The organism is Marinobacter maroccanus, assembly GCF_002933275.1.
GTDB lineage: Bacteria > Pseudomonadota > Gammaproteobacteria > Pseudomonadales > Oleiphilaceae > Marinobacter > Marinobacter maroccanus.
This window is the reverse complement of sequence record NZ_PSSX01000005.1, coordinates 159,740-179,431: the sequence shown is the minus strand read 5'-3', so window position 1 is coordinate 179,431 and position 19,692 is coordinate 159,740. Positions and strand designations below refer to the sequence as shown.

Annotated in this window: 15 protein-coding genes; 1 reads left to right on the top strand and 14 read right to left on the bottom strand. The window is 55.0% G+C overall.

The annotated features are described in order from the left end of the window. Nucleotides 1-4: 4 nt before the first annotated feature. The 8 genes from KEHDKFFH_RS08345 to prpD form a co-directional block, all read right to left on the bottom strand. Nucleotides 5-1,324: a FemAB family XrtA/PEP-CTERM system-associated protein gene (locus KEHDKFFH_RS08345; protein WP_104321484.1), complete on the bottom strand. Its 1,320-nt coding sequence runs from the start codon at nt 1,322-1,324 to the stop codon at nt 5-7. A 9-nt stretch (nt 1,325-1,333) separates the two neighbouring features. Continuing rightward, nucleotides 1,334-2,194, bottom strand: coding sequence for an XrtA system polysaccharide deacetylase (locus KEHDKFFH_RS08340; protein ID WP_104321559.1), 861 nt, complete (start codon nt 2,192-2,194; stop codon nt 1,334-1,336). A gap of 63 nt (nt 2,195-2,257) precedes the next feature. Then, nucleotides 2,258-3,547 (bottom strand): outer membrane beta-barrel protein, encoded by a 1,290-nt coding sequence (locus KEHDKFFH_RS08335; RefSeq protein WP_241956463.1) that lies wholly within the window; start codon nt 3,545-3,547, stop codon nt 2,258-2,260. Beyond that, nucleotides 3,540-4,361 carry a P-loop NTPase family protein gene (locus KEHDKFFH_RS08330; RefSeq protein WP_241956462.1) on the bottom strand — a complete coding sequence of 274 codons (822 nt, stop codon included), beginning with the start codon at nt 4,359-4,361 and terminating at the stop codon, nt 3,540-3,542. Before KEHDKFFH_RS08330 ends, KEHDKFFH_RS08335 begins: the two co-directional genes overlap by 8 nt. Further along, a complete protein-coding gene (locus KEHDKFFH_RS08325; RefSeq protein ID WP_104321483.1) occupies nt 4,361-5,887 on the bottom strand; it encodes an XrtA system polysaccharide chain length determinant in 1,527 nt (508 codons plus the stop codon). The genes KEHDKFFH_RS08330 and KEHDKFFH_RS08325 overlap by 1 nt, the downstream gene beginning before the upstream one ends. Before the next feature lie 42 nt (nt 5,888-5,929). Next, the gene (locus KEHDKFFH_RS08320) at nt 5,930-6,580 is read right to left on the bottom strand and encodes an XrtA/PEP-CTERM system exopolysaccharide export protein (RefSeq protein WP_241956461.1); all 651 of its coding nucleotides are present in this window, start codon (nt 6,578-6,580) and stop codon (nt 5,930-5,932) included. Nucleotides 6,581-6,641: 61 nt separating this feature from the next. Further along, nucleotides 6,642-8,054 (bottom strand): TIGR03013 family XrtA/PEP-CTERM system glycosyltransferase, encoded by a 1,413-nt coding sequence (locus KEHDKFFH_RS08315; protein ID WP_104321482.1) that lies wholly within the window; start codon nt 8,052-8,054, stop codon nt 6,642-6,644. 184 nt (nt 8,055-8,238) lie between these two features. Next, a complete protein-coding gene (gene prpD, locus KEHDKFFH_RS08310; protein WP_104321481.1) occupies nt 8,239-9,723 on the bottom strand; it encodes a 2-methylcitrate dehydratase in 1,485 nt (494 codons plus the stop codon). Between the two features lie 268 nt (nt 9,724-9,991). Here prpD and KEHDKFFH_RS20220 point away from each other — a divergent pair, with 268 nt between their 5' ends. Next, the gene (locus KEHDKFFH_RS20220) at nt 9,992-10,702 is read left to right on the top strand and encodes a DUF1194 domain-containing protein (RefSeq protein WP_192875760.1); all 711 of its coding nucleotides are present in this window, start codon (nt 9,992-9,994) and stop codon (nt 10,700-10,702) included. A gap of 53 nt (nt 10,703-10,755) precedes the next feature. Here the strand turns inward: KEHDKFFH_RS20220 and prpF are convergent, their stop codons facing one another. The 6 genes from prpF to KEHDKFFH_RS08275 all read right to left on the bottom strand — a co-directional run bounded on the left by prpF (nt 10,756) and on the right by KEHDKFFH_RS08275 (nt 19,629). Then, nucleotides 10,756-11,934 carry a 2-methylaconitate cis-trans isomerase PrpF gene (gene prpF, locus KEHDKFFH_RS08300; RefSeq protein WP_104321480.1) on the bottom strand — a complete coding sequence of 393 codons (1,179 nt, stop codon included), beginning with the start codon at nt 11,932-11,934 and terminating at the stop codon, nt 10,756-10,758. Nucleotides 11,935-12,190: 256 nt separating this feature from the next. After that, nucleotides 12,191-14,788: a Fe/S-dependent 2-methylisocitrate dehydratase AcnD gene (gene acnD / locus KEHDKFFH_RS08295; protein ID WP_104321479.1), complete on the bottom strand. Its 2,598-nt coding sequence runs from the start codon at nt 14,786-14,788 to the stop codon at nt 12,191-12,193. Between the two features lie 207 nt (nt 14,789-14,995). Continuing rightward, nucleotides 14,996-16,126, bottom strand: a complete 1,131-nt coding sequence (gene prpC, locus KEHDKFFH_RS08290; protein WP_104321478.1) for a bifunctional 2-methylcitrate synthase/citrate synthase — start codon at nt 16,124-16,126, stop codon at nt 14,996-14,998. Nucleotides 16,127-16,250: 124 nt separating this feature from the next. Beyond that, the gene (gene prpB, locus KEHDKFFH_RS08285; RefSeq protein ID WP_104321477.1) at nt 16,251-17,138 is read right to left on the bottom strand and encodes a methylisocitrate lyase; all 888 of its coding nucleotides are present in this window, start codon (nt 17,136-17,138) and stop codon (nt 16,251-16,253) included. 112 nt (nt 17,139-17,250) lie between these two features. Beyond that, nucleotides 17,251-17,931, bottom strand: coding sequence for a GntR family transcriptional regulator (locus KEHDKFFH_RS08280; protein WP_104321476.1), 681 nt, complete (start codon nt 17,929-17,931; stop codon nt 17,251-17,253). 111 nt (nt 17,932-18,042) lie between these two features. Next, on the bottom strand, nt 18,043-19,629 hold the full coding sequence (locus KEHDKFFH_RS08275) for an OpgD/OpgG family glucan biosynthesis protein (RefSeq protein WP_192875764.1): 1,587 nt from the start codon (nt 19,627-19,629) through the stop codon (nt 18,043-18,045). Between the last annotated feature and the right edge of the window lie 63 nt (nt 19,630-19,692).

Sequence of the window (19,692 nt, the reverse complement as noted above, 5' to 3'; positions counted from 1 at the left end):
GATCTCAAGGGAGGTTTTTTACAATACCCGGACCAATTAGCCGGCTCATCCATACTGGCATTCGTTTCCAAATCGCAATTAAAAGGCGAAACTTTGGGTTGTCCGGATTCAACTCTGGCAGGTTTTTCCCTTCGGGCAACGCATAATCCCAGAACAGAGGGATTTCACTTGCACCCCATTGTCGCTTAAACCTTGAGGTACCCGCTCCCCTGCTACAGCGCCCAAAATCAAATATTTGATATTTGTTCTGAATCGCGTATTCAAGGATTCGCCAGTACATCAACATATTAATTCCGGTGTAATTCTCCTCGCGAATCGTCGAGGCCCAGGGTATCTCGAGGCGCCCACCCTGGCCTGCGATGAAAGCACACCCGACTGGCCGGCCATTCTTTTTAACGACCACCAGGCTGGCACCAGAACCTAGCTCTCTCAACAAGTTGGAGAAGAATTCCTTGCCGTAAACGGGTGTCCCAAGGTCTCGCATATTGCGGGCGAAAACTTGATAGAACTGACTCAACAGTTCTTCCCCGCCGAAAACGACCTCATCCGCTTCCCGCTCGCCCCTGCGAATCTGGGCCCGGACTTTGGGCCGAAAACTGTTCCACAGGTCCTCTTTCGCTTCTGGAAGAGGTAGCCAGAAGGTCAGTTTATCGGTGCGCTTGGGAAACTTAAACCCGATATCGAAGGCGTGCCTCAGTTCGACATGAGCTGCCCCGGTTTCATCTCGCCAGGAAACGGCATTATTGGCAAGTAAATCAGCCGCCTTCCGGTGGTTCGCCAGCACCCCGCCGTAATTGAAGTAGGGAACCGAGACAATAAAATCACCGAAAAGACGGCTTTTCATGCGCACCAGGGGCAAAACCCCGATAACACGGTTGTTTTCGTCCAGTGCGCAAAGATATCGGGTCTGATGGCCAGAGGTTGCTTCGATGAACCTGGTAGTACCTGTGGAATGCCAGATTGAACCCGCAGGGTGCGCCCGCACGTAAGCATTCGCAGCAGCGAGGAACTCTCTGCAGGCGAACGCATCAACTATCCGGACTTCTCCGGCTACGGGGTTATCCAGGATTGGCGAGGGAACATCCGGCGTTCCGGGAAACCAGGCTTTGGGTTGCTCGTCGACCGTTAATTGCTTTTTGAGCGTTTTCTGAAGTTCCTTGATCTCACTTGAGACCGTCTTCAGCTTGTTGATCAGTTCATCGGTGTTGGCGCCCGTTTTTTTGGCCGCTCCGATCGCTCTGTTCAAATCACCCTTTCTGTCGCGGAGCCTTTCCAACTGTGCTTTTAGCTGCCCGGCATCAGGGAATTCGCGATGTGAACCCATATCCGTTCCCTAGACTGAAACCGGTTCAGGGCGGAGTTCCACGCTTGATAGTACGTCTTGTACTGAACCAAAATGAAAATCGCCGAGAAGGGTTTCCAGCCGCCCCATGCATTTATCGAGGTTGTTGTAATGACGGAACCGCGAGAACGCTTTTACTTTCAGGCGGGGTTGGTCGGTGTCGATCTCCCAGGGGTGCAAATAGAAGATGAAAGGCTGCCCTGACCGATTGATTCGCCCCAGCCCCCAACGGCTCAACCAATAGGGGAAAAGACGAAAATATCCGCCTCCGGCAATGGGTAATCGGTAATTTCCCAATGGGCAGGTGGACAGAGGAAACTCGATCAGCGTGCCTCCATTCGGCGCACGCAGTCGGTAAGGCTCATGAGGCGTCCCTGGCATGCCATAGCGGTCATGATGCACGGGGAAAATCGAGGAATCCCAGGTGAAGCCCTCCTCACACAGGATGTCGAGAGCCCAGCGGGATTGTGCCGTAATTGAATAACTGGCCGCCCGATAGCCGGTAATCGCTTCGCCAGTAATGTCCTCAAGGATACCCTTCGATTTGCGGGTTTCTTCTCGAAAAACTTCAGGACTCTGGTTATAGACAAGCTGATGACTGTATCCATGGCTGGCGATTTCATGGCCAGCATTCCGAATTCTTCTGACAAGATCCGGGGAACGTTCAGCCACCCATCCGAGGGTAAAAAAGGTTGCTTTCACGTCTTTATCCGAGAACAACTGCAGAAGACGGTCTGTGTTGGCTTCAACACGATATTCCATTGAAGGCCAATCCTCAGGACTGACTGCTTCGGATAACGCGGCTACCTGGAAATAATCTTCAACATCGATCGTTAGGGCATTCCTGATCACTTCCGTCCACTCCACTGCTTTCAGAGGCGCTTGAAATATTCTTTCTGGGGAGGCTTAACTATTTCACCGGAACCGGTAATTTACTCCTACACTCACCCAGTTCTCTTCAAAATCATTCGCAGGAAGATCGCTTTCGCGATTCTCATGACCAATTTGAGCTGTCAGATCGAGGTCACTCGTCGCTGAATAAGTGATTCCCGTCCTTAGCCTCAGCGCCACGTCATCCTGGGTATTGACTTCAAAGCGAGAATACTCGTAATTACCGGACAGCTGGACGCTCAGCAAAGGCCTCAAGGGCTGACTGTAGGCAATATTTAAACCTGCAACATCTTCGCGGTCATCGGTGCGGAGGTAATCCGCCCTGTTTGCGTATAAACGAACGCTCAAGTCAGCATTATTGCTGTAGCTTTTATTCAACCCGGTGCTTACAGCTGTTACTTCTACTTCAGTCGTTTCCCGCAAATTGAAGACGAAGTCCTGAAACCGGATATCAAAGTCCGATGTCTGGTCAGTCAGTTCTCTGCTGGCCTCAAAAAAGAAGACCATGGACGAGGCCACATCCCGCTCCAGGAACAGCTCTCCTATCCATCCATCAGAGCTCTGCTCAAAGCTGCCAAACCGGCTGGTGAGTTCGCTGTAACCAAGACTTCCTCGAAATCGAGTGGTCGCCCACTCCTTGGACCAGTTGAACGAGGCCGAATCGGTATCAATCTCACCTCCTGTATCCAGTTCTGCCCTGTCTGCAGTAAAGCTTATTCCCCCCGAGAGGGTTGCATTAAACAGATGGTTCCAGCCTGCCGACCCGATGTATCTTTCGCTGTCTGTTTCTTCAGGTTCGCGAAACTCGGTATTTTCATAGTTTATCGAAAGGTTGATCTGGTCCCGGTTGCTAATGGGAATTACGTAGCTAGGCCCTGTGCGGAAGACGTTTTTTAGAGTGCGATTATCCGGAGTATCGGTTCCGCGCGAATCCTGTTGAACCTGGCTAAGATTATCGGACAACTGCCAGGTCAACCCTGGTCGAAGTTCACACAGCCCCCTGAATGCAAGGTCGGCATAGGTCTCAGGGTCATAGGTAGAATCTGCCCAGACCCCATAGCCAAGGCTGCCACCCGTTTCTGACACGCACCTGCCCGGATCAGATTGGTGCTGAACAGATAACGTAACACGGGTTTCCGTATCGCTGAGTTCATTGTTCGCGCTCTGGGTGACGTTGTCACTGTATTTGGACTCTACGCCTCCCGATAAGGTCACAGGTTCAGCAGAAACATGCGGGGTACCAAACCCGACACAAACAGCGAAGGTAAAAGGGCTAGCGTATTGAGTCATCCGTGATTTCAATAACCTATCCATTGATTACCGCTCCCACGAATTTATTCGAACTGAAGGCGCTCGCAGCTTGCTCCAGACCGGAACTGGTAATCTTGCCGTGAGGAACAACAAGCATTCCGAAGTCACAAAGTTCAGTGAGTATTCTGGCATCGGGCGAATCCGAGATAGGCGCTGTATCCAGTACAATAAAGCGATCGGGATAGCGCCGACGAACCGCCTGAAGGAATTGTTTCATTCGGAATGACGTAAAAAATTCCGCAGGCGTCTCACGCCTGCTACCGGCCGGTATCAGGCGTAGACGAGGAATTCCTGTTGGGTAGAGAATTCGACCAATATCGAAGTCCGGGTCGTCCAGAAAATCTGTCAGGCCAGTCTCCGGCATTATATCCAGGGCTGAATGCAACGTCGGTTCCCGAAGATTGCAGTCGATAATGAGAGCGGTTTTTGCGTGATCAAAGGCGAATGCTGCTGCAAGATTCAGCGCGACGAACGAGGATCCGGCGGATTCGGACGCCCCGCTGACGACCAGAGTGAAGTTATTACCGCCGGATATCTCCAGCAGCTTGGTCCTGAGGTTGCGGAATCGGTTTACGAGATCCCTATTCGCTGATTCAGGATAGATAATACGGCGCTCATCCAGATCCTCTTTGGTGAGCTTCCGGGGTTCCTGCATCCGGGCAATCTGTTTGCTGAGGACATACTTGTCGACCGCACCCGGCCCCAATTCCAGGGAGCTCGGTACAAGCAGCCTGGAATCATTCCAGTCTGACTGCTCCTCGACCTGTTTATCCTCTTGGGAGCGCTCCAGTTTTTTGTTAGCGTCAACATCTCTCATCAAATCACCCCAATGATGGTTGCGGCAACAACAGCAATGTAGGCAGCAGCAACCAACGCCGACAGAATAAATACAGCAACGGTGATCCGCCTGTCACGACGCTTCTCATAAGGCGTCCGAACCACCGGTATCTGCTCAAGCACCGGGAAGTCAAACTCTTCCTCCACCTGACTACGCACTCTTATTCTGGGATCGACTTGAACCCATCCGATTGCCGCCCCGAACGGAGCCACAAGACCTATGAACAGGCCGGCCATGGCGAACATCTCAAACCTTGGCCCGTCCGGGGCGAGTGGGTACTGGGCTGTTTCGTTTATTCGGTAATTCAGGCCCTGACCTTCAATATCCAGGTGCATGGATACACGCGCTTTTTCGCGACGTTTCAGGAGGTCATCATAGATCTGTTTATTTACCTCCATGTCGCGGGTCAGCTCGGAGTACTGGGCCTTATTCGCCTGGATCCGCTCCATTCTTTCCTTCTGTTCTGAAATCAGCCTCTCGATGGAGCGAATGCGGGTTTGTATCGTCTCCATATCCGCCCGGGTAGTAACCAACTCGGATCGAACCTCTTGGTAGACCGGATTGGCGACGCTCTCCCCCTGATTCTGATTCAACTCAGGAGTCGCCTCCGCTAGCGCTCTATCACGCTGCTTGCGAAGTTCTGCCAATTGCTCGCGGAGAATTACGATGTCGGGATAGGAATCATGATATTGCAGCCGCAGTGCATCAAGACGAGCTTCCAGAGTATTGATCCGCTCCTGAAAAGCATTTTCCGTCTTGCCCTGACGAAGCGTCGGCGGCAGATTACTCAACTGTTGTTGGAGGGAATTTGCTCTCGTCTCAAGTTCCTCTCGTTCCAATTGAGCAAGCTCCAGTTGGCGCCGGAGATCCGCCATCCTGTTATTGGCCTCGCCTTCGGTTCCATCCACATTCCTGGAAAGAAAATCCTTGAGACGCCTCTCAACCTCTTCGAGCTGCTTTTCATACCCTTTTACCTGCTTGTCGATGAAGTCGTACGCTGCTCTACTTTCCGAGCGTTTACGCTGATTGTTCTCCTCGATAAACAGCTGCCCAAAGCGCTGTGCCACCTTGAAGGCACGGATCTGCGATTCTGCCGTGTACTCAATACTGAAATAGGAGTCACCACGAGGCCTGACGATAAGATTGCTCCGCAAACCAGCGATTCGCCCTTCCAGAACCTCCGGAGATGCGGATGCAGCGCCTTCACCATATATATCCGAGTCCGTCGCTATCTGCTCTATGACGCTGCGCGACCAAAGGAGTTCCTTGGCCGCCGATGCACGCTCATTGATTTCCGTCGGTACGGCACTCCCTTCCATCAAAGGCCGGATAATGTTTTGGTCATCGACAAAAATAACCACACTCGATTCATATTTGTACGGCCAGAGAAAACCAAGCGCCAGTACCGCCGAACTCACAATGGCAAAGAGCAGGAAGGACAGCCATTTTCGCGACCGGACTTCGCGCAAGGCCTCTCGTGGCAACTGACTTAGGGGAAGAGCCATTTCAAATACTCACTCGGAATCGATGGTCTGTCAGGAATCTGTTCAAAAACTGCGCTCTGGTACGCTGATGATATCGCCCGGTCGCAGAGAATAGTTGGTAGTAATGTCCCCATCACTCAGGATGTCTCCAAGGCGAACAGGGATCGCAACGACGTCTCCCTCATGAACTCTGTAAAGACGAGTTTCATTCTGCGCCGCAAATGGCGTTACTCCGCCTGACCCCAGAACCATATCAAGAACGGTCATTCCCTCTCGATACGGCACAGAGGTCGGTTGCTGGACAGCACCTGTCACTCTCACCCGATTCACAAACTCGTTGCTTCCCATGGATGTGACGACAATACTCACTTGAGGTTCACGAATGTATTGCGCCAATTGAGTCTCAATAGAATCGGCCAACTGTTGGGGCGATCTGCCGCTGGCCTGCACGTCACCTACCAGAGGGACAGAGATTTTTCCGTCCGGCCGAACTGGCACGGCAATGCTGAGGTCCTCATTTCTCCATACGGACACCTGAACGACATCAGTTGGCCCAAGAACATATTCCTCATTTTCTGACGTCACCGGGGTCTCTAGCGCCTGTTGAATCCGCTCGGGGGACGATGACGGTGTTGAGGAGCAGCCACTCAGAACCGTCAAAACCAGAACAGAGACCACACCGTTCAGCAAACTTTTTGCGACTGTCATATCCATTACTCTCTTTCTTCTCCGTGAATGGGAAAGCTGTGATCGACGAAATTATTCTGACCAACAACTACCTTGATCCTTTTTTGAACAATACCACCTCTACTGTCTGAATTATAACCAACAAATCCAGAAGTAGACTCTGGTTCTTGATGTAGTAAAGGTCGTACCTGAGTTTCTCGCGGGTGTCCTCTTCATTGTCGGCGTAAGCAAAGCAAAGCTGCGCCCACCCGGTCAGACCAGGCTTTACCCGATGCCGTTCATTGTAGAATGGAATCTTACGGGTCAACTGCTCAACGAACACAGGACGTTCAGGTCTCGGCCCAACAAAAGCCATGGTTCCATTAAGAACATTAAAAAGCTGGGGCAGTTCATCGATTCTTACCTTTCGAATAAAGTCTCCGACCCGGGTCACCCGGGAGTCGTTTTTCTTCGCCCAAACTGCGCCATCTTTCTCTGCGTCGGTCTTCATCGAGCGGAACTTGTGGACCATGAAGGGCCTGCCGTTAAGCCCAACCCTCTCCTGACTATAAAACACCGGTGCCTTCCAGCCATCCTCAATCTTGATCGCGATAGCGGTCAACAACATCAATGGGCAGGTAGCAATAAAAAGTGCACCGGCGGCAAGCAAGTCGAGAGAGCGCTTTCCAGCGCCAAATACTGAGGAGACATTGAAACCGTCTGAAAACACAAGCCAGCCAGGTGTAATCATTTCAAGAGCAACTTTGCGGGATTCACGTTCGTAGAAACTCGCGCCGTCGACAATCTTTACGCCTTCCATCTTGCATTCCAGAAGGTCCTCCATCGGTAGCCCTTTTCGGCGGTCATCCACGGCCACAACAATCTCTGCAACGGGGCTGCGAAGCACATAATCGTGCAGTGTTCCAGGAAAGTTCAGGAGGTACTGCTGATCAACTTCAATATCGGCATCCGGCATTGGCACAAATCCGGCCAGGACAAATCCTTTCCGGTTAAACGGCGTTCGCAAATCTTCCAGTAACTGCCGGGCTCGAACGCCGGCACCCAGCACCAACACTTTTCGTTTGAACGCATCCTTGCCGATGACCGCGAAAAATACCGAACGGGCAATACCAAGAAGGAAAACACCAAATACCGAAGAGGTCGTCAGAACACTGCTGTCACCGAGGTACCACAGCCATTCACTTGAGGTAAACCAGGCAAAACCACTCAGTGGAAGCGCAATGACAACGGCCATGATGGTCCGGAGCATCATGCCGGACATGCCCTCCTCAACCCGGGACTGATGAACACCCAACGCGACCATCACGATCAGGTTAAATATTGCAAAAACAACACAGGAAGGAAGAATAAATTTCAGATTAGCGCCGAAAAGCTCAACATCTCCAAAGAACCGAAAAAAGATGGCAAGTGCACAAGCCAGCACGAGGACAACGCAATCGATCAGGCCAAGAATGACGAAGGGGAGATGAATGTAGTGTCTAAACAACCTGACGTGGGCCACGTCGACTCCTTTTGCTGCTCACAACCATAAAACTGCATCCTTTGCGTTCTATACAGCGATTTCAGAGCAACAGTGTACTTCAATTTGGGTTTACTTCAATCGAGGGGACGTAACCTTTTCGATACATTCAGCTATTTGTAAACAAAACTGACAGGCAGCCTCGCTTGCCCCTTGTCAAAGCTCGCTAAATTGTAAAAAGTGAAACAAAATCCTGTACGGCAGTTGCTTCCAGATCCTGCTGATCCTCGCATACTGCGTTTATCTGATCACAGCGCTGAGCGGGAAACCGCGTGGCGAGGTTGTAGCGGAATTTATCTAACAGCAACGGCATTCCCTCTTTTCTACGCCGACGATGGCCAACCGGATACTCAACGGCCACTTTGTCGGTGCTGCTGCCATCTCTGAAAAACACCTGGACCGCATTGGCTATTGAACGCTTATCCTCCTCCAGATATTCCCGGGTATAGCGCTCATCTTCAACGATCTCCATTTTGTCCCGAAGTGTGTCGATGATCGGGTGAGCCTCATGAAATGAATCCTCATAGTGTTCTGCAGTGAGCGTTCCGAAAATCAGAGGTACAGCTGTCATATACTGCAAACAGTGATCCCGATCCGCCGCGTTCGCCAACTTTCCAACTTTTGAGATGATCCGGATCGCCGATTCGTGGGTGGTAATAATAATCCTGTCAATCTCATCAAGCCGCTCCTGCACCTCTGGATGAAGCCTTACTGCCGCCTCAGCAGCGGTCTGGGCATGGAATTCGGCCGGGAAGGAAATCTTGAAGAGGATATTTTCCATCACATAGGAGCCAAATCCCTGGGGAATCAAGAGTTCTCTTTTACCCTCTGGCTTGAGCTTCTGATCTTTGTTGGTTTTGCTAAACAGTACGTCGTAGAAACCCCATTGCGGCGCTGTCAGCACGCCCGGTATTCCCATCTCCCCACGCATGGCTATATCGGCCAGCCGCACTGCCCGCGATGTGGCGTCGCCGGCGGCCCAGGATTTTCTGGAGCCTGCGTTGGGCGCGTGACGATAAGTCCTGAGTGATTGTCCATCTACCCAGGCATGGGATAACGCAGAGAGTAACTGCTGCCGGTTGGCGCCCATCATTTTCGCCGCAACTGCCGTAGAGGCGACTTTCACCAGCACGACATGATCCAGACCCACGCGATTGAAGGAATTCTCAAGTGCCAGCACCCCCTGGATTTCGTGAGCCATGATCATGGCTTCCAGAACCGTTCTCATAGTCAGAGGGTCTTTGCCTTCGGCGACGCGTTTTTGCGAGAGGTGGTCCGCAACGGCCAATATGGCGCCGAGATTATCCGAAGGGTGACCCCATTCTGCCGCAAGCCAGGTGTCGTTGTAGTCCAACCAGCGAACGATACAGCCGATATCCCAGGCGGCTTTCACCGGATCAAGCCGGAAAGACGTTCCGGGTACTCGTGCGCCATGAGGAACCGTCGTGCCCTCAACGATCGGGCCAAGATGTTTCGTGCACTCCGGAAAACGCAGAGCCAGAAGACCGCACCCCAGCGTATCCATCAAGCAGTAACGAGCAGTGTTCCAGGCTTCCTCGCTGTCAATCCGATAGCCAAGAACGTAGTCGGCTATTTTTTGCAGGACTTCGTCGTAGTCGGGGCGTTCGTTTATATCAAATTGCGCAGACATGACACGTTTTCCTCATTTGAAGTCAGCTTTACCGCCAAGACTAGTTGAATAACCCGCAGAATTCAGTGATCAGCTGATCGGCTGATGTTGAAAAAATTTACACCTTAGTGTGTCTTTTTCTAGACAGAAAGCTATATGTCACTGTTTGTAATGATGAATTTATGGTTGGCACGAGTCTGGCTATCGAAAAGGATAGAGCAAGCGACTGCGCTGCTCAGGCAAAGACGGGTTCGGAAACCTGAAAAACAATTTTCAAGGAGATCTTCACATGAAAATCAAACAAACACTCGCAGCTCTGCTTCTGGCGTGCTGCACGGCATTTGCACCATTCTCAGCCTCAGCAGCACCCATTACTGAATTGGCCTTGGTGGTGGACGCTTCTGGCAGTATAAGTAACTCCCAGTGGAACCTGCAGATGCAAGGCTACTCCAACGCTATCAATAGCGTTGTTCCTGTGGATGGCTCGGTTGCCATCTCTGTGATCAGATTTGCCTCAGGCGCCAGCGTAGTACGTGGAATGTCGACAATTTCGGATCTAACTGCGAGAACCAACCTGGCGAACTTTTTTCTTGGCCTAAGCCAAACCGGTGGGTCAACTTGCATTTCTTGCGGAATAATAGCGGCCGAGTCTACATTCAGCGGAACTGCTCAGCGGTCCGTTATCGATGTTTCCACAGACGGGTTTAGCAATGTGGGCGCCAACCCTGCTGGACCAGCATCCACTGTTGGCACTTCGGCGTGGGCAGTAGAGAATGGCGAGGCCGATGTCGTGAACGTAATTGGTATCGGAAGCAGTGCTTCTACTAATTTTGCTTACGGAACTGGATCGTTTTCGCTCCTGGCGAACAGTTTTGACGACTTCGAGGACACCCTCAAGGAAAAAATCCGTCGTGAAATCGTAGTTCCTGAGCCAGCAACGCTTGGCCTTCTGGGACTCGGTCTCTTGGGCATTGCAGGCATTCGTCGCAAGCGTGCCTAAGATCAGCCTGACGAGAAAGTGATAAAACGGCGGCCAAAAGGCCGCCGTTTTCATTAGAACGTATTGCCAGGCACCCTCACCCAACCTTCCATCAAAACCCGCGCACTGCGGCTCATAATGGCTTTGGTTGCGGTCCACTGACCATCTACTTCCTTCGCTTCTGCCCCCACACGCAAGGTGCCGGAGGGGTGGCCGAAGGTCACATGGGTTCGGCCGCCACCGCCAGCAGCAAGGTTCACCAGGGTTCCGGGGACCGCCGATGCCGTGGCAATCGCCACCGCCGCCGTGCCCATCATGGCGTGGTGGAGCTTGCCCATGGACAGAGCGCGAACCAGGACATCCACATCCCCTGTCCCAATGTTTTTGCCGCTTGATGACACGTAATCCGAAGGCTTCGCCACGAAGGCAACTTTCGGAGTGTGCTGTCGGTTGGCGGCTTCTTCGATGTTCTGGATCAGCCCCATTTTCACCGCACCGTGGGCACGGATGGTTTCGAACCTGGCCAGGGCTTTGGGATCGGAGTTGATGTCGTCCTGCAGCTCGGTGCCCTTGTAGCCGATGTCTTCGGCGTTCACGAAGATCGTCGGGATGCCGGCGTTGATCATGGTGGCTTTCAGCGTGCCTACGCCAGACACATCCAGATCGTCCACCAGGTTGCCTGTGGGGAACATGGAGCCTTCGCCATCGGCCGGGTCCATGAATTCCACCTGCACTTCGGCGGCCGGGAAGGTTACGCCGTCCAACTCGAAATCGCCGGTTTCCTGCACTTCACCGTTGGTGATGGGCACGTGGGCGACAATGGTCTTCTTGATATTGGCCTGCCAGATGCGGACGGTGCACGTGCCGTTCTCCGGAATCCGGTCTTTGGCTACAAAACCGCTGTTGATAGCGAAAGCACCTACAGCAGCGGTGAGGTTGCCGCAGTTACCGCTCCAGTCCACAAACGGCTTGTCGATGGAGACCTGGCCGAACAGGTAATCGACATCGTGATCCGGCTGAGTGGGCTCTGCCAGGATCACGGTTTTGCTGGTGCTGGAGGTAGCGCCGCCCATACCGTCGATTTGCTTCTGGTAGGGGTCTGGGCTGCCGATGACTCGTAGCAGGAGTTTGTCCCGGGCTTCGCCTGGGGTTTGGCAGGGTTCCGGGAGGTCCTGAAGGCGGAAGAAGACGCCTTTTGATGTGCCGCCACGCATGTAGGTGGCGGGGATTTTGATTTGGGGAGCGTGGGGCATGGTTTTACTCTCTGGATCCGTGAAGACGAGGGTCAGAAGAAGGCTCTCTTCTGACCCCGTGTTTCTTGTCGGATTACGCTGCGCTAATCCGACCTACGTGCGCCGATTTCATTGTCGGATTACGCTTCGCTAATCCGACCTACGTGCGCCGATTCTATTGTCGGATTACGCTTCGCTAATCCGACCTACGGGTTTGGCGGTAACTCTGCGTAGGTCGGATCAGGCCCAAGGGGCCGTAATCCGACATTTCTTCAGGCTACGCCGCCCCTTCGGACTGCAGGAAATCCTCCGCAAACCGCTGCAACACACCACCTGCGCTGTAGATAGACACTTCTTCAGCGGTATCCAGGCGGCAGATAACCGGAATGCGCTCGGTGCTGCCGTTTTTCCGGTGGATTACCAGCGTAAGCTCAGCGCGGGGTGCCGGGGTGCCTTCCACGTCGTAGGTTTCCGTGCCGTCGATGGCCAGGGTGTTACGGGTAGTGCCTTCCTCGAACTGCAGGGGCATCACGCCCATACCGATCAGGTTGGTACGGTGAATCCGCTCGAAACCTTCAGCCACGATGGCTTCTACACCGGCCAGGGCAACGCCCTTGGCGGCCCAGTCGCGGGAGGAGCCTTGACCGTAGTCGGCACCGGCAATGATGATCAACGGCTGCTTGCGCTCCATGTAGGTTTCAATGGCTTCCCACATACGGGTGACCTTGCCTTCCGGCTCGATCCGCGCCAGGGAGCCCTGCTTCACGTTGCCGTTTTCGTCCCGGACCATTTCGTTGAACAGTTTCGGGTTGGCGAAGGTGGCACGCTGGGCCGTCAGGTGGTCACCCCGGTGGGTGGCGTAGGAGTTAAAGTCTTCCTCCGGCACGCCCATCTTGTGCAGGTATTCACCGGCCGCACTGTTCATCAGGATCGCGTTGGAGGGCGACAGATGGTCGGTGGTGATGTTGTCCGGCAACACCGCCAGCGGGCGCATGCCCTTGAGGGTTTTCTCACCCACCATGCCACCTTCCCAATAAGGCGGACGACGGATATAGGTGCTCTGCGGACGCCACTCGTACAGCGGGTTGGTGTTGGCCTGGGCATCCCGGGTGATGTCGAACATCGGGATGTAGGTGCTGCGGAACTGTTCCGGCTTCACGCTGGATTTCACGATAGCATCGATTTCCGCATCGTCCGGCCAGATGTCCTTCAGGGTGACGGGGTTGCCGTCTTTGTCGTAGCCCAGGGCATCTTTCTCGATGTCGAAACGGATAGTGCCTGCAATCGCATAGGCGACCACCAGCGGCGGCGACGCCAGGAACGCCTGCTTGGCATAGGGGTGAATCCGGCCGTCGAAGTTCCGGTTACCGGAAAGTACCGCTGTTGAGTAGAGATCCCGGTCGATGATTTCCTTCTGGATTTCCGGGTCCAGTGCACCACTCATGCCGTTACAGGTGGTGCAGGCGAAGGCCACTACGCCGAAACCGAGTTTCTCCAGCTCTGGCAGCAGCTTGGCTTCTTCCAGGTACATCTTGACCGTCTTGGAGCCCGGCGCCAGGGAGGTTTTCACCCAGGGCTTGCGAGTCAGCCCCAGCTTATTGGCGTTGCGGGCGATCAGGCCGGCAGCCACCATATTGCGGGGGTTGCTGGTGTTGGTGCAGCTGGTGATGGCAGCGATGATGCAGGCGCCATCCGGCATCTTGCCCTCTTCCTGTTCCCACTCACCGGCAATGCCGCGCTCTGCCAGCTCGGATGTCGGCAGGTGCGCATGAGGGTTGGAGGGGCCAGCCAGTGTACGGGTCACTTTGGACAGGTCGAACTTCAGCACACGCTCGTATTCCGCGTTTTTCATGCTGTCGGCCCAGAGACCTGTCTCTTTGGCGTATTCCTCCACCAGGGCGACCTGATCGTCTTCACGACCGGTCAGTTTCAGGTAGTCGATGGTCTGGCCGTCGATGTAAAACATCGCGGCGGTGGCACCGTATTCCGGGGTCATGTTGGAGATGGTGGCACGATCGCCTACTGTGAGGCTGTCAGCGCCTTCACCGTAGAACTCCAGGTAGGCGCCAACCACGCGCTCCTTACGCAGGAACTCGGTGATGGCCAGTACCATATCGGTACCGGTGATACCCGGCTGCAGTTTGCCAGTCAGTTCTACGCCAACAATATCCGGCAGGCGCATCATGGACGCACGGCCCAGCATAACGCTCTCTGCTTCCAGGCCACCCACGCCCACGGAAATAACGCCCAGGGCGTCGACCATCGGCGTGTGGCTGTCCGTGCCTACACAGGTATCCGGGAAAGCGACACCGTCGCGGTTCTGAACCACCGGGGACATCTTTTCCAGGTTAATCTGGTGCATGATGCCGTTGCCGGGCGGAATCACGTCGACGTTCTTGAACGCGGTCTTGGTCCAGTTGATGAAGTGGAACCGGTCGTCGTTGCGGCGGTCTTCGATTTGACGGTTCTTCTCGAACGCGTCTTTTTCGAAACCGGCGTGCTCAACGGCCAGGGAATGATCCACGATCAGCTGGGTCGGAACAACCGGGTTGACCTTTGCAGGATCACCGCCCTTCTCAGCGATGGCGTCACGCAGACCCGCCAGATCGACCAGGGCTGTCTGGCCCAGAATGTCGTGGCACACCACGCGGGCAGGGTACCAGGGAAAGTCCAGGTCGCGCTTGCGTTCGATCAGCTGTTTGAGTGAGTCCGTGAGCATCTCCGGATCACAGCGGCGAACCAGTTGTTCCGCCAGGATTTTGGAGGTGTACGGGAGTTTGTCGTACGCGCCGGCCTGGATGTCTTCCACGGCCTGGCGGGTATCGAAGTAGTCCAGGTCGGTGCCTGGTAACGGTTTGCGGTATTCGGTGTTCATGGTCGATACCCTGATTCTGGTTTTGTCGGATTACGCCGTAGGCTAATCCGACCTACATAAAGATTGTCGGATTACGGCCTGGGCTGATCCGACTTGCGAAAACTTGTCGGATTACGGCTTCGCCTAATCCGACCTACTTGGAGCATGGCGCTAACCCGTAGGTCGGATTAGCCGAAGGCGTAATCCGACACTCAGGGCTTGGTTAATTCACGGCCGTTCGTCGATCGGCACCCACTTCGAATCCGCCGGGCCGGTGTAATCGGCGCTTGGACGGATGATGCGGTTGTTCTCGCGCTGTTCTTTCACGTGGGCGGTCCAGCCGGATACCCGGGACATTACGAAGATCGGGGTGAACAGTTCGGTCGGAATGCCCATGAAGTGATAGGCAGATGCGTGGAAGAAGTCGGCGTTACAGAACAGCTTCTTCTCGCGCCACATAACGGCTTCACAGCGCTCGGATACCGGGTACAGCACGGTATCGCCCACTTCTTCCGCCAACTTCTTCGACCACTGCTTGATGATGGCGTTGCGCGGGTCGGACTCTTTGTAGATCGCATGGCCGAAGCCCATGATTTTCTCTTTCCGCTCAAGCATGCCCATCAGACCTTCTTCGGCCTCTTCCGGCGTCTTGAACTTCTGGATCAGGGCCATGGCTGCCTCGTTGGCACCACCGTGCAGAGGACCGCGCAGAGAACCGATGGCGCCGGTCACACAGCTGTGGATGTCAGACAAGGTGGAGGCACAAACGCGGGCGGTAAATGTGGAGGCGTTGAATTCGTGCTCTGCGTACAGGATCAGAGACACGTTCATCACGCGCTCGTGGAGTTCGCTGGGCTTCTTGCCGTGCAGCAGCTCCAGGAAGTGGCCGCCGATGGAGTCCACATCGCTGTCGGTCTCAATCCGAACGCCTTCGTGGGCGAAGCGGTACCAGTAGGTGATGATGGACGGGAACACCGCCAGCATGCGATCGATCTTGTCGTCCTGCTCGCTGAAATCTTCTTCGGTTTCCAGGTTGCCCAGCATGGAGCAGCCGGTACGCATCACGTCCATCGGGTGCGCGTCTTTGGGGATCTGCTCAAGCACGGTTTTCAGGGCAGCAGGCAGGCCGCGCAGGCTCTGGAGCTTTTTCTTGTAGGCATCCAGTTCCTGACGGTTTGGCAGTTTGCCGCGCAGCAGCAGGTAGGCGATCTCTTCAAACTGAGCTTTCTCAGCCAGGTCGGCGATGTCGTAGCCGCGGTAGGTCAGGCCCGCGCCGCTCTGGCCAACGGTACACAGGGCGGTTTCACCAGCTACCTGGCCACGGAGGCCTGCGCCGCTAAGTTTTTTTGCTTCAGCCATTGTTGTCTCCCATCGTTATCTTGTTTGGGGTGTCGGATTACGGCTTCGCCTAATCCGACCTACATAATTGATGCCGGAATTTTTGTAGGTTGGATTAGCCGAAGGCGTAATCCAACAAACCTCATTAACCTTTGCTCTGCTGGAACAGCTGGTCCAGCTTCTGCTCGAAATCGTGGTAGTTCAGGAAATCGTAAAGCTCCATACGGGTCTGCATCAGATCAACCACGTCTTTCTGGTCGCCCTTCTCCAGGATGTTCTGGTAAACCGTCAGGGCGGCCTTGTTCATGGCGCGGAAGGCGCTGAGTGGGTACAGAACCATGTCGGCGCCGGCTTCGGCCAGTTCCTTGCGGTTGTACAAGGGTGTGGCACCAAATTCGGTGATGTTGGCCAGGATGGGCACGTCCAGGGCTTCCGAGAAGGCCTTGTAGTGCTCAAGTTCCGTAACCGCTTCTGCAAAGATACCGTCGGCGCCGGCTTCGATGCAGGCCTTGGCGCGCTCGATGGCGGCTTCGAGACCTTCTTTCTGGAAGGCGTCGGTACGAGCCATGATGAAGAAATCTTCGTCTTCACGGGCATCGACGGCGGCCTTGATGCGGTCGACCATTTCTTCCTGGGACACGATTTCCTTGTTCGGGCGATGACCACAGCGCTTCTGGGCAACCTGGTCCTCAATGTGGACAGCTGCAGCACCGGCACGTTCCATTTCGCGGATGGTGCGGGCGATGTTGAAGGCGCCCCCCCAGCCAGTATCGATATCCACCAGCAGCGGGACGTCGGTAGCTGCAGTAATGCGGCGAACGTCCTCGACCACGTCGTTCATGGAGGTCATGCCCAGATCCGGCAGACCATAGGAGGCGTTTGCGACGCCGCCACCGGAAAGGTAAATGGCCTGGTGGCCGACTTTATCGGCCATCATGGCGGCGTAGGCGTTGATGGTGCCGACAATCTGCAAGGGCTGGTTTTCTTTGAGCGCCTTGCGGAAGCGGGCGCCGGGGCTGAGTTTGTTGGACATGGTGTTGGCCTCTTCTCTTTTGGATTCTTGCTGTCGGATTACGCCTGCGGCTAATCCGACCTACGGGTTCTGATTTTTTGTCGGATTACGCCTGCGGCTAATCCGACCTACGTTAGATGGTTAGTTCGCCTTCCTCGATCTTTTTCTCGATGTTCTGTCTTGCTGCGTTGATATGGCGTTTCATCAGAAATTCGGCGAGTTCGCCGTCGCGCTGGGCGATGGCCTCGACGATACGGCGGTGTTCACCGAGAGCACGCTGGGGGCGCCCGGTGGAGGTACTAAGACGGTAGCGATACATCCGTACCATGTAATAAAGATCACCCAGCAGCATCTGGGCAAGTTTGGTGTTGCGGCTGCCGGTGGCGATTCTGTGGTGGAAGTCGTAGTCGCCTTCGGCCTGGTAATAGGCCTGGCCCTGGGCTTCGTCGATCATGCGTTCGTGGGTATCGAGGGTGGCCTGGAGATCGGCGATTTCCTGATCCGTCATGCGCTCGGCTGCCTGGCGGGCGGCCAGACCTTCCATGACTTCACGTATGCGGTAGAGCTCCATCAGCTCGGAGGCGCTGACTGAAACCACTTTGACGCCGGCATGGGGGCGACGCACCAGAAGGCCGCGAGACTCAAGGCGGCCCAGTGCTTCCCGAAGCGGGCCGCGGGTGAGATCGAACCGGGAGCACAGTTCCAGTTCGCCGATTTTTTCGCCCGGTGCCAGTTCGCCTTTCACGATCGCCGTTTGCAGACAATCGAAAGCCTCGTCGGCACGGGTGTAGGTAGGAGACAGTAACTCAGACATAGTTTGTCAACAAAACCCAGGTTATTTTGTGCAAAGCTACGCCCGAGAGGTCATATTGTCAACAATATTGGCTAAATTGACTCCTGGATTGTTTACAATAGCTGCAGTCAATTAATAGAGCTGTCGTTCAGCGACCGGTGGCGGGGTGTACTGATAAAGCCAGGTTTCCGTAAGCGCCTCGCCGCCCAGCCTGAGATACAGGCGAATATTGATAGGCCCAACGGTGTCGTCCGGCACCAGGTCAAACATGGCCCGATAGCCGCCGATTGCAGACAATGGTCGGGCGGACGTGATTTCGACCTCTCCCCTGCTCACACTGATGACGGGCTCTACATCCGCATTCTTGCTGAGCATCTCCAGGGCGCCACCGGCGAAATCAACAGCAAAACGCCATGAAAAGTAGGTCCGTTTCTGGCCCACAACACCGCCCAGCCCCGTCCGGGTTGCTTGCACCGTGGCCAACTCATAGGGCCGTAACGGAGCTTGCGCGCCCCAGTGCAGACGGTAGCTGTATAGGTACTCCCGACCCGGCAACAGAGGTTCTTTCGGGTGCCAGAAAGCAACGATGTTATCGAAGGTTTCATCCACGGTGGGGATTTCCACCAGGTCAACGCTGCCCCGCCCCCATTCTCCGCGGGGCTCCACCCAGAGGCTGGGCCGACGATCATAAAACACACCGTCATCCTGGTAGTGGTCGAAATTCCTGTCCCGCTGCAACAGGCCAAAGCCGACGGGGTTGTTATCCTGGAAACTGTTGAACCGGAGATTGGCGGGATTCACCAATGGCCGCCACAACCACTCGCCGCTGCCGTTGCGTATGGCCAGGCCGTCTGAATCGTGTATTTCCGGCCGCCAGTCGTAGCCCATGCGATCGTTATTTTCACCCACCTGGTACATGCTGGTCAGCGGCGCGATGCCTGCCCGGGTGATTTCGCCTCGGGGATACAGCGCGACATAGACATCCATCACCATGTTGCGCCCGGGGTCGAGCACAAACGCGTAGGCGCCGGTGGTGCTGGGCGAATCCAGTAGAGCCCAGACCCGGAGGACCTGGCTACCCGGTGCCGGCTTCTCCAGCCAGAACTCCGAGAAACGAGGAAATTCCTCCTCCCGATTCATCCCGGTATCAATGGCCAGGCCTCTGGCCGACAGGCCGTACTGCATCTCCGAGCCCACCGCCCGGAAGTAGCTGGCGCCCAGGAAGGCGGCCAGATCCAGGGCAAAGTTGTTCTGGTAATGAACCCGAAAGCCGGCATAGCCGAGGTCTTCCGGCAGATCGCCCAGCGGCTGTTCTCCGCTGTATCGGAACAGGTCCTGTCGATACGCGAGTTCGTTGGCCTGGCCATCGATTACTTCGTGGATTTTTACGGGTTGCTGGAAATACAGCCCAAGGTGGAAGAGCTGAATCTGGAAAGCGGTATCGTCGTCTTGCCAAAGCGCCTTATCTGCGCGGAAAGCAATGGCCTGGTAGTCGTCCCAGGAGAGATTTTTCAGGGATTGGGGCAATTCACCTTCATGGGACACATACGCCTCGGCTGCCAGCGCCCGGGCGCGGCCCTTGAGCCAGGCGTAGCTGAAATCGCGGGGCCTGCTGCCAGATACCGGTTGAATTCCGGCACCCTTTACCAGGGACGCTAACGGCAGGAAGCCGGCCCCTATGATTCCAGCCAACGCCTTGACCAGTGATCGTCGATCCACCATCGTGACCCTCTCCTTTTTGGGCTCCTGTCTCCGGCTTCGGCGTCCGGCTCCTTTAGCCAG